At 63.8% G+C, this 14,244-nt stretch carries 15 protein-coding genes; 5 read left to right on the top strand and 10 right to left on the bottom strand.

Annotated features, from left to right (window positions below):
* Nucleotides 1-59: 59 nt before the first annotated feature.
* From leuC to ffh, 6 genes are all read right to left on the bottom strand, one after another.
* Complete coding sequence (leuC, locus tag JQ567_RS00955; RefSeq protein ID WP_212437064.1) at nt 60-1,466, bottom strand: 3-isopropylmalate dehydratase large subunit; 1,407 nt, start codon at nt 1,464-1,466, stop codon at nt 60-62.
* A gap of 352 nt (nt 1,467-1,818) precedes the next feature.
* A complete protein-coding gene (rplS, locus tag JQ567_RS00950; protein WP_212437063.1) occupies nt 1,819-2,199 on the bottom strand; it encodes a 50S ribosomal protein L19 in 381 nt (126 codons plus the stop codon).
* Nucleotides 2,200-2,313: 114 nt separating this feature from the next.
* Complete coding sequence (gene trmD, locus JQ567_RS00945; protein ID WP_212437062.1) at nt 2,314-3,045, bottom strand: tRNA (guanosine(37)-N1)-methyltransferase TrmD; 732 nt, start codon at nt 3,043-3,045, stop codon at nt 2,314-2,316.
* A 39-nt stretch (nt 3,046-3,084) separates the two neighbouring features.
* Nucleotides 3,085-3,609: a ribosome maturation factor RimM gene (gene rimM / locus JQ567_RS00940; protein WP_212437061.1), complete on the bottom strand. Its 525-nt coding sequence runs from the start codon at nt 3,607-3,609 to the stop codon at nt 3,085-3,087.
* 19 nt (nt 3,610-3,628) lie between these two features.
* Complete coding sequence (gene rpsP / locus JQ567_RS00935) at nt 3,629-3,961, bottom strand: 30S ribosomal protein S16 (RefSeq protein WP_192739327.1); 333 nt, start codon at nt 3,959-3,961, stop codon at nt 3,629-3,631.
* Between the two features lie 50 nt (nt 3,962-4,011).
* Nucleotides 4,012-5,559: a signal recognition particle protein gene (ffh, locus tag JQ567_RS00930; RefSeq protein WP_212437060.1), complete on the bottom strand. Its 1,548-nt coding sequence runs from the start codon at nt 5,557-5,559 to the stop codon at nt 4,012-4,014.
* A 349-nt stretch (nt 5,560-5,908) separates the two neighbouring features.
* On the opposite strand from ffh, the gene JQ567_RS00925 reads away from it, so the two are divergent.
* The gene (locus JQ567_RS00925) at nt 5,909-6,973 is read left to right on the top strand and encodes an MBL fold metallo-hydrolase (RefSeq protein ID WP_212437059.1); all 1,065 of its coding nucleotides are present in this window, start codon (nt 5,909-5,911) and stop codon (nt 6,971-6,973) included.
* Between the two features lie 143 nt (nt 6,974-7,116).
* Here JQ567_RS00925 and JQ567_RS00920 read toward each other — a convergent pair whose 3' ends face one another.
* Entirely contained in the window at nt 7,117-7,818 is a 702-nt protein-coding gene (locus JQ567_RS00920; RefSeq protein ID WP_212437058.1) for an SIMPL domain-containing protein, read from the bottom strand.
* A gap of 5 nt (nt 7,819-7,823) precedes the next feature.
* A complete protein-coding gene (locus JQ567_RS00915) occupies nt 7,824-8,591 on the bottom strand; it encodes a GyrI-like domain-containing protein (RefSeq protein ID WP_212437057.1) in 768 nt (255 codons plus the stop codon).
* A gap of 182 nt (nt 8,592-8,773) precedes the next feature.
* Here JQ567_RS00915 and dapF point away from each other — a divergent pair, with 182 nt between their 5' ends.
* A complete protein-coding gene (gene dapF, locus JQ567_RS00910) occupies nt 8,774-9,646 on the top strand; it encodes a diaminopimelate epimerase (protein WP_212437056.1) in 873 nt (290 codons plus the stop codon).
* A gap of 65 nt (nt 9,647-9,711) precedes the next feature.
* The gene (gene mtaB / locus JQ567_RS00905; RefSeq protein ID WP_212437055.1) at nt 9,712-10,995 is read left to right on the top strand and encodes a tRNA (N(6)-L-threonylcarbamoyladenosine(37)-C(2))-methylthiotransferase MtaB; all 1,284 of its coding nucleotides are present in this window, start codon (nt 9,712-9,714) and stop codon (nt 10,993-10,995) included.
* Nucleotides 10,996-11,113: 118 nt separating this feature from the next.
* On the opposite strand, the gene JQ567_RS00900 is transcribed toward mtaB, so the two are convergent.
* Nucleotides 11,114-11,836, bottom strand: a complete 723-nt coding sequence (locus JQ567_RS00900; protein WP_212437054.1) for an RluA family pseudouridine synthase — start codon at nt 11,834-11,836, stop codon at nt 11,114-11,116.
* A 28-nt stretch (nt 11,837-11,864) separates the two neighbouring features.
* Between JQ567_RS00900 and ftsY the strand changes: the two genes are divergently transcribed.
* Entirely contained in the window at nt 11,865-12,812 is a 948-nt protein-coding gene (gene ftsY, locus JQ567_RS00895) for a signal recognition particle-docking protein FtsY (RefSeq protein WP_212437053.1), read from the top strand.
* Between the two features lie 82 nt (nt 12,813-12,894).
* Nucleotides 12,895-13,497 carry a septation protein A gene (locus JQ567_RS00890; RefSeq protein ID WP_212437052.1) on the top strand — a complete coding sequence of 201 codons (603 nt, stop codon included), beginning with the start codon at nt 12,895-12,897 and terminating at the stop codon, nt 13,495-13,497.
* Nucleotides 13,498-13,653: 156 nt separating this feature from the next.
* Here JQ567_RS00890 and JQ567_RS00885 read toward each other — a convergent pair whose 3' ends face one another.
* Nucleotides 13,654-14,013, bottom strand: a complete 360-nt coding sequence (locus tag JQ567_RS00885; RefSeq protein WP_212437051.1) for a helix-hairpin-helix domain-containing protein — start codon at nt 14,011-14,013, stop codon at nt 13,654-13,656.
* Between the last annotated feature and the right edge of the window lie 231 nt (nt 14,014-14,244).

The following is a 14,244-nucleotide window of genomic DNA, read 5'->3' as shown; positions in this document are numbered from 1 at the left end:
CTGCGCCCCGCGCCTTAACGGGGCGTTGCCAGAATGGATCGAGGTTGAGGCAACGAGCCTTAATGCCACTCCCGGATATCGACAAAATGCCCGGCGATCGCAGCCGCGGCGGCCATCGCCGGCGACACCAGATGCGTGCGGCCCTTGAAACCCTGGCGGCCCTCGAAATTGCGGTTCGAGGTCGAGGCGCAGCGCTCTTCCGGCGACAGCTTGTCGGGGTTCATGGCCAGACACATCGAGCAGCCCGGCTCGCGCCATTCGAAGCCGGCCTTGATGAAAATCTTGTCGAGGCCTTCGGCTTCTGCCTGCTCCTTCACGATGCCCGAGCCCGGCACGATCATCGCACTGACGTGGCCGTTGACGGTCTTGCCTTCGGCGACTTTCGCGGCCGCGCGCAAATCCTCGATACGGCCGTTGGTGCAGGAGCCGATGAACACGCGGTCGAGCTTGATGTCGGTGATCTTTGTCCCCGCGGTCAGGCCCATGTATTTCAGCGCGCGATGTTTTGAGAGCCGCTTGGCTTCATCGGCGATCTGGTCGGGGTCCGGCACCATGCCCGTGATCGACACCACGTCCTCGGGCGAGGTGCCCCAGGTCACGATTGGCGGCAGCTTGGCCGCATCCAGCCGGATCTCGTGGTCGAAATGCGCGCCTTGGTCGGAGCGCAGGGTTTCCCAATAGCGCATCGCGGCGTCCCACGACTCGCCCTTCGGCGACATCGGACGGCCCTTGAGGAATTCGAACGCCTTTTCATCCGGCGCGATCAGGCCGGCGCGGGCGCCGCCTTCGATCGACATGTTGCAGACCGTCATGCGGCCTTCCATCGTCAGCGCGCGGATCGCATCGCCGGCATATTCCAGCACGTAGCCGGTGCCGCCGGCGGTGCCGATCTCGCCGATGATGGCCAGGATGATGTCCTTGCCGGTGACGCCGTCGGGCAATTTGCCGTCGACCACCGCGCGCATGTTCTTTGCTTTTTTCTGGATCAGCGTTTGCGTCGCGAGCACGTGTTCCACCTCCGACGTGCCGATGCCGTGCGCCAGCGCGCCGAACGCGCCATGCGTCGAGGTGTGGCTGTCGCCGCAGACGATGGTGGTGCCGGGCAGCGTAAAGCCTTGCTCGGGGCCGATCACGTGCACGATGCCCTGGCGCTTGTCGAATTCGTTGAAATACGTGATGCCGAATTCCTTGGCGTTATCCGCCATCACCCGCATCTGCTCGATGCTCTCAGGGTCGGGATTCGGCTTCGAACGATCGGTGGTCGGGATGTTGTGGTCGACCACGGCCAGCGTCTTCTCCGGCGCGCGAACCTTGCGGCCGGTCATGCGCAGGCCTTCGAACGCCTGCGGCGAGGTCACCTCGTGCACCAGATGGCGGTCGATATAGAGCAGGCAGGTGCCGTCGTCGGCTTCGTGCACCAGATGGTCGTTCCAGATTTTGTCGTACAGCGTGGTGGGTTGGGACATGAGCGTAAGCTCCAAAAATGATTCTGTGTGAGCGGTCAGCGCGGTTAGGCGCGCAAGCAACGGACAGTCAGCGCGGCATCAAAGGCCGCGGCTAAGCTCAGACGTTGCCGAGGTCGCAAAGCGTCCGAAGAAACGGCCGGGCAGGCGCGAGCGGTCGTCGATCACGAAGGGATCGATGCGCCGGCCTGCCAAGCTGGTCTGATCTGGAACCATTTTAAATTTCTAACACAGGGTCTGCGCCCGCGACAATCAATCGATGCGCAGGGGGGCCTCGCTTACATAGGCATGGCCCAAAGAAAAAGCGCGGGACAAAACCCCGCGCTTTTGGTCACATCCCCCTGCAGGAGACGAATTACTCGCCGACGGCGACCGCGCGCTCGGTCTTCTCGACGATGCGGGCCGACTTGCCGCGCAGTTGGCGCAGGTAATACAGCTTGGCGCGACGCACCTTGCCGCGGCGCACCACCTTGATCGAGTCGATCATCGGCGACATCACCGGGAAGACGCGTTCCACGCCTTCGCCATAGGAAATCTTGCGAACGGTGAAGCTCTCATTGAGCCCGCCGCCGGAACGGCCGATGCAAACGCCTTCATAGGCCTGCACGCGGGTGCGCTCGCCTTCGACCACCTTGACGTTGACGATCACGGTGTCGCCGGGGCCGAACTCGGGGATCGACTTGGTCGCGGCCAATTTGTCGAATTGCTCTTTTTCGAGCTGTTGAATGATGTTCATTGAAATCTCCATCGGCGGCGCGCCCAGCCAGTCCAGCGCGGGCTGCGCGAACGTCCATCTATCCTGCTGTATGCTGCGGATTTGGCGCCCGTATAAGGCATCAAAGCGCGCTTGTCACCCGTCTGTCGTGCTTTTTGGGCGTTTTTGGCGCGCCTTAATCGCCCACAAATCCGGCCGCCGCGCCCTGGTCAGGGCTTCAGCCTCGGCCTGACGCCAGGCGGCGACCTTGGCGTGGTCGCCGGAAGTGAGGATTTCCGGGATCGTCCGGCCCTCGAACTCCTGCGGGCGGGTATATTGAGGGTATTCCAGTAGTCCCTCGGAAAAGCTCTCCTCGGTCCCCGAGGCCTGTTTTCCCATTACCCCCGGCAAGAGGCGGACGCAGGCGTCGACCAGCACCATCGCGGCGACTTCGCCGCCGGACAGCACGTAATCGCCGATCGAGACCTCCTCGAGCCCTCGGGCCGCAATCACCCGCTCGTCGATGCCCTCGAACCGGCCGCAGACGATCAGCGGCCCTGGGCCAGCGGCGAGCTCCATGACCCGGGACTGGGTCAATGGCCGACCTCGGGGGCTCATCAGGAGCCTTGGTCGATCGTTTGGACCGGACTGGCCGGTATCGGCGGCGTCGATCGCCGCCGCCAGCACGTCGGCGCGCAGCACCATGCCGGGCCCGCCGCCAGCCGGCGTGTCGTCAACGCTGCGGTGGCGGTCGAAGGCCGAATCCCTGATATCGCGCGCTTCCAGCGACCACAGCCCGGAGGCCAGCGCCTTGCCCGCCAGGCTGACGCCGAGCGGGCCCGGAAACATGTCCGGGAATAGCGTGAGGATGGTGGCGCGCCAGGTCATTTGAAATAGGTCATTTCAAACAGGTCATACAATAACCGATCACGTAAGCGTCGGAACGTCGTCGCCTTCAATTTCCTTGGGCAGTTCTATCACGACGCGGCCGGCCGCAAGGTCGACCGTCGGCACCACGGCATTGGTGAACGGCAGCAGCATCGTCGGGCCCTGCGGTGGTGCGATCTCGATGATGTCGCCGGCGCCGAAATTATGGATCGCGGTGATGCGGCCGAGCGGTTCGTTCGCGGCATTGACCGCGGCCAGCCCGATCAGATCGGCGTGGTAATATTCGTCGTCGTCGGTCTCAGGCAGTTTGTCGCGCGCGATATAGAGCTCGATGCCGTTGAGGCGTTCGGCGTCCTCGCGGGTGGCGACGCCTTTGAACGTGGCGACCAGATGATCCTTGGCCTCACGGGCATGCGTCACCTCGAACTGGCGCGCGCCGTCCTTGGTCGTCAGCGGGCCGTAATCCCTTACGGCCAGCGGGTCTTCGGTAAACGTCCACAGTTTCACCGCGCCGCGCACGCCATGCGCGGCGCCGATCCGGGCGACACAAATCGGTGCTGCCACCGCCCCGCGCCGCTAACGCTTATGACTTCGCGGCGGCTTCGGCAGCGGCCTTGCGCTCCTTGCGCGGCACGGCCTTTTCCGGGTTGTTGCGTGCGGCACGCTTCACGACACCGGCGGCATCGAGGAAGCGGGTGACGCGGTCGGACGGCTGCGCGCCCTTGGCGAGCCAGGACTTGACCTTGTCCATGTCGAGCTTCAGCCGGGCTTCGTTGTCCTTCGGCAGCAGCGGATTGAAATGACCGAGACGCTCGATGAAGCGGCCGTCGCGGGGAAAGCGCGAGTCGGCGACGACGACGTGATAGACCGGGCGCTTCTTGGTGCCTGCGCGAGCGAGGCGGATAACGACTGACATTGTATTCTCCGTAAGTTTGGTTTGATGTGATGAGAGTGAATTGATCGCGATTATTTCTTCTTGCCGGGGAAGCCGCCGAGGCCCGGCAGCGTCGGTTTGCCGCTGAGGCCTGTCAGCCCCGGCAAATTCGGCAGGCCCTGACGCAAGCCCACCGGAATATCCTTCGGCAGCGCGGGCATGCCGCCGGGGCCAGCGCCACCCGGCATTTTCTCCGCCAGCGCCTTCATCTGTTCGGCCGACGGCATGCCGCCGCCGCCAAATCCCATCGCCTGCGCGATGCCGGCCATCGGGCCGCGCTTGCCCGAACCCATCGCCTTCATCATGTCGGCCATGTTCCGGTGCATCTTCAGGAGCTTGTTGACTTCCTCGACCTTGACGCCGGCGCCCGCCGCGATGCGCTTCTTGCGGCTGGCTTTCAGGAGGTCGGGGCTCTTGCGCTCCTGCCGCGTCATCGAATCGATCACCGCGACCTGGCGCTTGATGATCTTGTCGTCGATCCCGGCGTTGGCGATCTGGTTCTTCATCTTGGCAATGCCGGGCATCATGCCCATCAGGCCGCTGATGCCCCCCATATTCGCCATCTGCAGCAATTGCTCGCGCATGTCGGCCAGATCGAACTGGCCCTTGCGCATTTTCTCGGCGACGCGCGCCGCCTTCTCAGCGTCGATATTCGCCGCCGCCTTTTCGACCAGCGACACCACGTCGCCCATGCCGAGGATGCGGCCGGCGATACGGCTGGGATGAAAATCTTCCAGCGCGTCGGTCTTTTCACCGGTGCCGATCAGCTTGATCGGCTTTCCCGTGACCGCGCGCATCGACAGCGCGGCGCCGCCGCGGCCATCGCCATCAACCCTTGTCAGCACGATGCCGGTCAGGCCGACGCGTTGGTCGAAGGCGCGCGCGAGGTTGACCGCGTCCTGGCCGGTCAGGGAATCCGCGACCAGCAGCACTTCATGCGGGCTGGCGACGGTTTTGATTTCAGCCGCTTCCGACATCATCTCTTCGTCGAGCGTGGTGCGGCCGGCGGTGTCGAGCAGCACCACGTCGTAGCCGCCGAGCTTGGCGGCTTCCAGCGCGCGTTTTGCAATTTGCGCCGGCTTCTGGCCGGCGACAATGGGCAGTGTCGGAATGTCGAGATCGCGCCCGAGCACGGCGAGCTGCTCCATCGCCGCGGGGCGATAGATGTCGAGCGAGGCCATCAGCACCTTGCGCTTGTCGCGCTGGGTCATGCGGCGGGCGAGTTTTGCGGTGGTCGTGGTTTTGCCGGAGCCTTGCAGACCGACCATCATGATCGCGACCGGCGGCACGGCATTGAGGTCGATGGTCTGGCCGTCGGCGCCAAGCGTGGCGATCAGTTCGTCATGAACGATCTTGACCACCATCTGGCCGGGTGTGACCGACTTGACGACGGTGGCGCCGATTGCCTGCTCGCGTACGCGGTCGATGAAGCTTCTGACGACGTCGAGCGAGACGTCGGCCTCGAGCAGCGCGCGGCGCACCTCGCGCATCGCGGCATCGACGTCCTTTTCGGACAGCGCACCGCGGCCCGTCAGCCGATCGAGTATCCCACCAAGCTTTTCCGACAGATTGTCGAACAATGCCGTTATCCTCTGTCCTGCCTCAGGACGAATTTCCAAACACGATTACGCCCGAGGGCGCATCGCGCTGTCGGGCGTTGGCCTCCGGTCTCAAGGGCCGGGCGGCGGGTCGAAAAGAACGTCTTTCCGAGAAGTGCCGGGGTTAAACGCCCGGAAGCCATCAAAGTCAAGGGGAAACTAGGCCAAAAGGGCCTCGAACGTCGAGTTAAGCCATTGAAATAAATCAATTTTCTTCCGATTCGACTGCTCGCCGGGGAGCGTTCTCTCCGCCGCGGGTTCCAACTTCGTCCGCGCACGCCATATAACGCCCCGTGCCCTTTGTCCCTTGCCGCCCTATGTGATCGCGCCCGTGTCCATCACCCGCCGCCGTGTCTTTGCAGTGCTCGCCGGTCTCGGTCTGGCCGTCGGCGCGCCGTCTGTCTGGATGTCCCGCATGAAAACCTATGACGGCCCTGCTTCCGATCATTTCGACGGCCTGACCTTCTTCGATCCGGATGGTTCGCCGCCGAAATCATTGGCCGAGGTGCTGCGCTGGCAGTTCGGCGGCGGCCGGCAGCGCGCGAGCTGGCCGGATTGGGTGCCAAGTGCGCACGCCGATACACCGCCGCCCCGTGTTGATGGCAACAAAGTGCGGTTGTCGTTCGTCGGCCATGCGAGCTGGCTGATCCAGACTGGAGGCCTCAACATTCTCGTCGATCCGGTGTGGTCGATGCGGGCTTCGCCGTTCAGCTGGGCCGGGCCGAAGCGGCACAACGATCCCGGCATCGCCTTCGACGCCTTGCCCAAGATCGATGTCGTGCTGGTGTCGCACGGCCATTACGATCATCTCGATCTGGCGACGCTGTCGAGGCTCGCGAAAGTGTTTTCGCCGCGCGTGATCACGCCGCTCGGCAATGACGTCACCATGCGCGACGCGGATGAAGCGATCAAAGCCGAAGCGTTCGACTGGAAGGATCGCGTCGAACTCGGCAACGGCATCGCCGTGACGCTGGTGCCGACGCGGCATTGGTCGGCGCGCGGGCTGTTCGACCGCAACAAGGCGCTGTGGGCGAGCTTTGTGCTGGAGACGCCGGCCGGCAAACTCTACATCGTCTGCGATTCCGGCTACGGCGACGGCAAGCACTTTCGCCGGGTTGCCGAAGCACATGGCCCGCTGCGGCTGGCGATTCTGCCCATCGGCGCCTATGAGCCACGCTGGTTCATGCGTGACCAGCACATGAACCCGTCGGACGCCGTGAAGGCGCTGGCCGATTGCGGGGCGCAAACGGCACTGGCGCATCATCACGGCACGTTCCAGCTTACCGACGAGGCGATCGACGCGCCGGTGACTGCACTGGGCGAAGCGCTGGATGAAGCGAAGATTCCGCGCGAGCGGTTTGCCGCGCTGAAGCCCGGGCAGGTTTTCGAGGTTTAGTTCTCCGTCGTCCCGGCCAAGCGAAGCGCGAGCCGGGACCCATAACCACCGATCTGAGTATTGAAAAAGGCTGGAGCTCCAGCTTCCCGTAACAACAGAGCCCTGTGGTTATGGGTCCCGGCTCAAGGCCGGGACGACAGTAGTTATTCCTTCGGCTTGATCGCCCAGGACACGCTCACCGAAACCGAAAGCGTCTCTTCGCCTTGCGCCACCGGCGCGGATGCGGCCATGCCGCCGGCGACTTTGCTGCGGAACATCGGGCTGGGTCCGCCTTCCTCGGAGATGCTGATCGGCTCGCCGAGCGTAACGCCCGCGGCTTTGGCATAGATATCGGCCTTGCGGCGCGCGTCCGCGATCGCCTTCTCGCGGGCCTCGTCCAGGTGCTTGGACGGCTGCGTCACGATGAAATTGATGCCGCCGATCTCGTTGGCGCCGGCGCCGACCAGCACGTCGATCACGCTTGCGACCTTGGTGACGTCGCGGATCTTGATCGTAACGCGGTTGCTGGCGCGGAAGCCGACGACGCCAGGACGCTCGGCGGTTTTGGACGAGGTTGCATACTGCGGCTGCAACGACAGCCGTGAGGTCTGGTAATCCTTTTCGTCGATCCCGGCGCCCTTCAGCGCCAGCAGCACCTTGCCCATCGCCGCGTTATTGGCGTCGGACGCCTCGCGCGCGGTCTTGGCGTCAGTGGCAACACCGCCATCGATCTGCGCTTGATCGGGCGCCACGGAGACGTTGGCTTCGCCGGTCACGGAGATGGCGGGCGGCGGCGCTGTCTGCGCCAGCGCGGGCGTGGCCACCAGCACGGCCGCGGTGATAACAAATGCGAGCGGATGCTTCATGCGTCTCACTTCAGCGGCACATAGACGTTGATCACCAGCTTGTCCTCCGCGGTCTTCAAGGGATCGGTGATGTATTCCTCGACGAAGGTGTCCTTTGCTTCAAGTTTCTTGTCGTCGAGGTGATTGGTGATCGCCTCATAGGTGTTGTCCATGTTGTCGTAGGAGCCGCGATGGACAAACTTCAGGGCTTTGCCCTCGGGCGATTTGCCGATGCTCATGTCCTTGGTCAGGTTCTTCGGCTCCTGGTCGACTGGAATTTCGGCCAGGAACGTAAAGCCGGTGTCGTCGGTCGAGGTGTAGACGATCATCGAATTGCCCGCTGCCTTGATGCCCTGCTTGTCGAGCAGCGCGTTCAGCGCCTTGAACGAATCGATCAGCGTGTCGAACGCCGAGTCCCAATTGGCGGTGCCCTTCATGACCACCACTTTTTTGGGCTCCAGCGTGAACTGCTCACCGAAGGGATCGGCGGTCTGAACGGCCGCAGGGGGCGTGGCCGGCGTCTGGGCGGCCGCGGGTGGCGGCGAGGGGGCAACGGACGGGCTTGCCACCGGTGCGGGTGAAGTTCCCGGTGCCGGGGTCGCGGATGCCGCGGGTGAAGGCGTCTCCGCCGGGGCAGGAGAAGCAGAAGCGGCGGGCGCCGGTGCCGCGGAGGGGCTGGCAGCTGGCGAGACGGCTGGTGCCGGCGATTGCGCCAACGCAGGGCCGCCCAACGCGATTGCTACCATCGGGATCAGCGCGGCCATGGCCGAGCGGAAACGGCTGATACGGTTCATTTTAGGCATTCTCCATCCATCCCCAGGCGGTCGCGGCATGTCCCCGCTCACGACCACAAAGCGCCGCCATCCCTAACACGCAAGGTCCGCCTTCGTCCCATGACAGATGCGTCATGGACCCCTGCGTACTAGGCAATCGGCCATCATTCGCCATATAAGACAGGCAGAAATTGGGAAATTCCATGAGCGCGCTGGCCAATCACGCATTCGCCAAGATGAACGGTATCGGCAACGAAATCGTCGTGGTCGATCTGCGCGACAAGCCGGCCAAGGTGACGGCGGAGGAGGCGCGCGCCGTCGCCTCGCCCGCCGGCGTGCCCTATGACCAGTTGATGGTATTGCAGCCGCCGCGGCTGGAGGGCACCGAGGCTTTCATCCGCATCTACAACAATGACGGCTCCGAGGCCGGCGCCTGTGGTAACGGCATGCGCTGCGTGGTGCGGCGGCTGTTCGAGAAGACCGGCCAGACCGCGGTGACCTTCGAGACCCGCTCGGGTCTGCTGAATTGCTGGCAGGGGCCGCAGCCCGATCTCTACACGGTCGACATGGGCGCACCGAAGTTCGGCTGGCAGGAAATTCCACTCGCCGAGGAGTTTCGCGACACGCGTTACATCGAACTGCAGGTCGGCCCGATCGATGCGCCAATCCTGCATTCGCCGTCGGTCGTCAGCATGGGCAATCCGCACGCGATCTTCTGGGTCGACGACGTCGACGCCTACGACCTCGAGCGTTTCGGGCCGCTGTTGGAAAATCACCCCATCTTTCCCGACCGCGCCAACATCACGCTCGCCCATATCGTCGATCGCGATCATATCACGATGCGCACCTGGGAGCGCGGCGCCGGCCTGACCAGGGCCTGCGGCTCGGCTGCCTGCGCCACCGCGGTCGCGGCGGCGCGGTTGAAGCGCACCAACCGCATCGTCGAATTGTCGCTGCCCGGCGGCAAGCTCTCGATCGAATGGCGCGAGCGCGACGACCACGTGCTGATGACCGGCACGGCCGATTTCGAATATGAAGGCCGCTTCGATCCGGCGTTGTTCGCCAGCGTCGCCTAGAGCATGATCCGGAAAAGTGTGAAGCGGTTTTCTGAAGAGATCATGCTCAAACGAAAAATAATTCGATGAGCGTCGACGTTCTCACCTTTGGCTGCCGCCTCAACGCGTTCGAATCCGAAGTGATCCGGCACGAGGCGGAGAGCGCGGGCCTTTCCGATACCGTCGTCATCAACAGCTGCGCGGTCACCAACGAGGCGGTGGCGCAGGCGCGGCAATCGATCCGGCGGTTGAAGCGCGAGCGGCCCGATGCGCGCATCGTCGTGACAGGCTGCGCGGCGCAGACGCAGCCTGAAATGTTTGCCGGCATGATTGAGGTCGATCGCGTCGTCGGCAATGACGAGAAAATGCGGAGCGAGGCCTGGCGCAGCGCGCGTGCGGCGTTCGATTCAGGCTTCGGCATCGCCGCCAGCGAGAAGATCGCGGTCGCCGACATCATGGCGGTCACCGAGATGGCGCCGCATTTGCTGGAAGGTTTTCAGAGCGGCCTGCCGCGGGTGTTCGTGCAGGTGCAGAACGGCTGCGACCATCGCTGCACCTTCTGCATCATTCCTTACGGCCGTGGCAATTCGCGCTCGGTGCCGATGGGCGCTGTGGTCGAGCAGGTCCGCGCGCTGGTCGAGCGCGGTCATGCCGAAATCGTGCTGACCGGCGTTGATCTCACGAGCTACGGGGCTGATTTGCCGGGTACGCCAAAGCTTGGGCAACTGACAAAACAGATCTTGCGGCATGTGCCGGAACTGAAGCGTTTGCGGATTTCATCGATCGATTCCATCGAAGCCGACCGCGACCTGCTCGACGTCATTGGCGACGACGAACGCCTGATGCCGCATTTGCATCTGTCGCTGCAGTCCGGCGACGATCTGATCTTGAAGCGGATGAAGCGGCGGCATTCACGCGCAGATGCCATCGAATTCTGCGCGCAGGTGCGCCGGCTGCGGCCGGACATCGCGCTCGGCGCCGACATCATCTCGGGCTTTCCGACCGAGACGGAAGAGATGTTCGCGCGCTCGCAGGATCTGGTCGAGGAATGCGATCTCACCTTCCTGCACGTGTTTCCCTATTCAAAGCGTCCGGGCACGCCGGCCTCGCGGATGCCGCAGGTCGCGGGCGAGGCGATCAAGGAACGGGCGAAGCGGTTACGCGCGACGGGCGAGGCGGCGTTGCGGAAGAGGCTGGCGTCGGAGATCGGCACAACCCGTCAGGTGCTGATCGAGAGCGGTAAGCAGGGGCGGACGGAGCATTTTCTGCCGGTGGCGATCAGTGGTGAAACGCCGGGCGCGGTGCAGGCGCTAACGATGATCGGACATGACGGTGCGCGATTAATCCCCAGCTGTCATCGCCCGGCTTGACCGGGCGACCCAGTACGCCGAGGCCTCTCGATTCAATCACAGGCGTCTCTGGAATACTGGGTCACCCGCCTGCGCGGGTGACGACAATGGAGGGTATGGTGGGAGCTACGCGCGCCCCTTACTCCCCGTTCCACCCGCAGGCCCTGAGCCGCTCGCGCATATGCTCCGGCGCCGGCGCCACCACGCGCACCGGTTCCTTGTTCCTTGAAATCGGAATCACGATCTCGCGGGAATGCAAATGCAGGCGAGGCTCGCCGAAGCGGGGGCCGCTGCCGTAGATGTTGTCGCCGACGATTGGCCAGCCCGTGGCCGATGTGTGCACGCGCAATTGATGGGTGCGGCCGGTGACCGGTTCCAGCTCTAACCAGGCGAGGCCATTGCCGCGGCCGCGCACCTTCCAGTTTGTGACGGCTTTTTGACCGTCCGGATCCGGCTTCTGCCACCAGCCGCGTTCGACGTTGAGCCGGCCGAGCGCCATGTCGATGGTGCCTTCATCTTCGGCAGGTCCGCCTTCCACGACGGCCCAATAGGTCTTGCCGATCTTGCCGTGCTTGAACAACAGGCCGAGCGAGGCCGTGGCCTTGCGATGGCGTCCCAGCACGAGACAGCCGGAGGTGTCCTTGTCGAGGCGGTGCGCAAGCACCGGCGGCCGCGGCAGGCCGAATCGCAACCCGTCGAACGAGGTTTCCAGATTGGCGCCGCCCTTGGGGCCGCGATGCACCGGCAGGCCGCAGGGCTTGTCGATGACCAGCATCAGCCCGTCGCGGTGGAGCACGCGGGCCTGAATTTCTTCCGCGGTCAGGTCCGCAATATCAATGGGTTGGTTGTGGCTTTCGTTCATGGCGCGAAACCGCTAACACACGTCCGACATGAGCGATACCACTCCCGGAACTCCCAAACTGAGCTGGTGGCGGCGGCTTTCGAGCGGCCTGAAGCGGACCTCGAGTTCGCTCGGCGCAGCCGTTGCCGATCTCGTCACCAAGCGCAAGCTCGACCGCGCCATGCTCGATGATATCGAGGATGTGCTGCTGCGCGCCGATCTCGGCACCGAAGTGGCGGTGCGGATCGCGGACGCCGTCGGCGCCGGCCGCTACGACAAGGCGATCTCGGCGGATGACGTCAAGGCGGTGGTCGCAACCGAGGTCGAGAAGGTGCTGGCGCCGGTGGCCAAGCCGCTGGTGATCGACGCCGCCCAAAAGCCTTTCGTCATTCTCGTGGTCGGCGTCAACGGTTCCGGCAAGACCACGACGATCGGCAAGCTGGCGGCGAAGCTCAGCGCCGAGGGCCGCAAGGTGATGCTGGCGGCGGGCGACACGTTCCGTGCCGCCGCGATCGAGCAGTTGAAGGTCTGGGGCGAGCGGACCAAATCGCCGGTGATTGCGGGCGCGCAGGGATCGGATTCGGCGAGCCTCGCCTTCAATGCGCTGACGGCGGCGCAGGAGCAGAAGACCGACGTGCTGCTGGTCGACACCGCCGGGCGATTGCAGAACAAGGCCGAGCTGATGAAAGAGCTCGAAAAAGTCGTTCGCGTCATCAAGAAAGTCGATGCCTCGGCCCCACATGCGGTGCTGCTGGTGCTCGACGCCACGGTGGGACAAAATGCGCTGTCGCAGGTCGAGGCTTTTCATCGTACCGCAGGCGTCACCGGCCTTGTGATGACCAAGCTCGACGGCACCGCGCGGGGCGGCATCCTGGTGGCGCTGTCGGAGAAATTCAAACTGCCGGTGCACTTCATCGGCGTCGGCGAAGGCGTCGACGATCTGGCGCCGTTCACCGCGCGGGATTTTGCGAACGCGATTGCAGGGATAGAGGCATGACCCCGACCCGAAGGGCCGCGTTAGCGCAAAGTGGGAACCGGTTTTCGGATAAGGTCGTGCCTCAAAAGAAGAGCGTGAATTAATGGACAAGACCCAGCCGCATCCGCTGTTCAAGCTTGCGACCGAACTCGGTCCGCTGATCGTGTTCTTTGTCGCCAACGCCAAATTCGGTCTGTTCGTCGCCACCGGCGCCTTCATGGTGGCGATCATCGCGGCGATGATCGCGTCCTATGTGGTGACCAGGCACGTACCTGTCATGGCGATCGTCACCGCCGTCATCGTCATCGTGTTCGGCACGCTGACCCTGGTGCTGCATGATGAGACCTTCATTAAGGTCAAGCCGACCATCATCTACGGCCTGTTCGCCGCGATCCTCGGCGGTGGCCTGTTGTTCGGCCGTTCCTTCATCGCCGTCATGTTCGATCAGGTGTTCAACCTGACGCCGCAGGGCTGGCGCATCCTCACCATGCGCTGGACGCTGTTCTTCTTTGCAATGGCGCTTCTGAACGAATTCATCTGGCGCACCCAGTCGACCGATTTCTGGGTCGGCTTCAAGGTGTTTGGCGTGATTCCGCTGACGATGATCTTTGCGATCGCCCAGATGCCGCTGACCAAGCGCTACCATCTGGAGCCGGCCTCGCTGGAAGCCAGCGAAGCGGACGCGGGCGACGTGCGGAAGGGTTAGCTCTTCTCCCTCTCCCGCTTGCGGGGGAGGGCCGGGGTGGGGGTCTCTCCGCGATTCGCACTGTTCGTGGGGAGAGGGTTTCCCCCACCCGGATCGCATCTCACGATGCGATCCGACCTCCCCCGCAAGTGCGGGAGAGGTCAGCACGAAACCAAATCAGCTCTTCTGCTTGGCGATCACCTGGTCCTTGATCTTGTCGTAGGTCGCCTGCGGGACGATGTTCTTGTGCACCAGATCGTCCTTGCCCTTGTAGGGACGGCCGGCGACGATCTTGGCGGAATAGGCCTTGCCGATCCCCGGCAGCGCTTCGAGCTGGTCGACGGTCGCCGAATTGATGTCGAGCAGATCGGCCTTCGGAGCCGGCGCCATCTTCGACTCCGGAGCCTTCGGCGCGGGAGCCATCTTGCTGTCGGATTTGGTCGCCGGCTGTGCGGTCTGGGCCATCGACGGGGTTGCCGTCATCAGGCCGATCGTGAGCGCAGTTGCGAGAAGAGAAGCGAGCGTGAAATGACGCATAGAAGTGTCCCTCCAAGGACGGTTTAAGTAACGCTATCAAGCTAGCTTCGAATTCGTGGCGGCGCCATGGCCGGCAAATGAACGGCAGATAAAAGCTGGAAATTATTTGGCGCGAAATTTCCCCACCGTCATTCCGGGGCATCGCGCAGCGATGAACCCGGAATCTCGAGCTTCCCCGATGTGCAATTGCACATCTGAGGTTCGCGTCTTCGACGCGCCCCGGAATGACGA

This window comes from Bradyrhizobium sp. AUGA SZCCT0431, assembly GCF_018131065.1.
GTDB lineage: Bacteria > Pseudomonadota > Alphaproteobacteria > Rhizobiales > Xanthobacteraceae > Bradyrhizobium.
The sequence above is the reverse complement of the archived record's forward strand: the minus strand, read 5'-3'. Positions and strand labels throughout refer to the sequence as shown.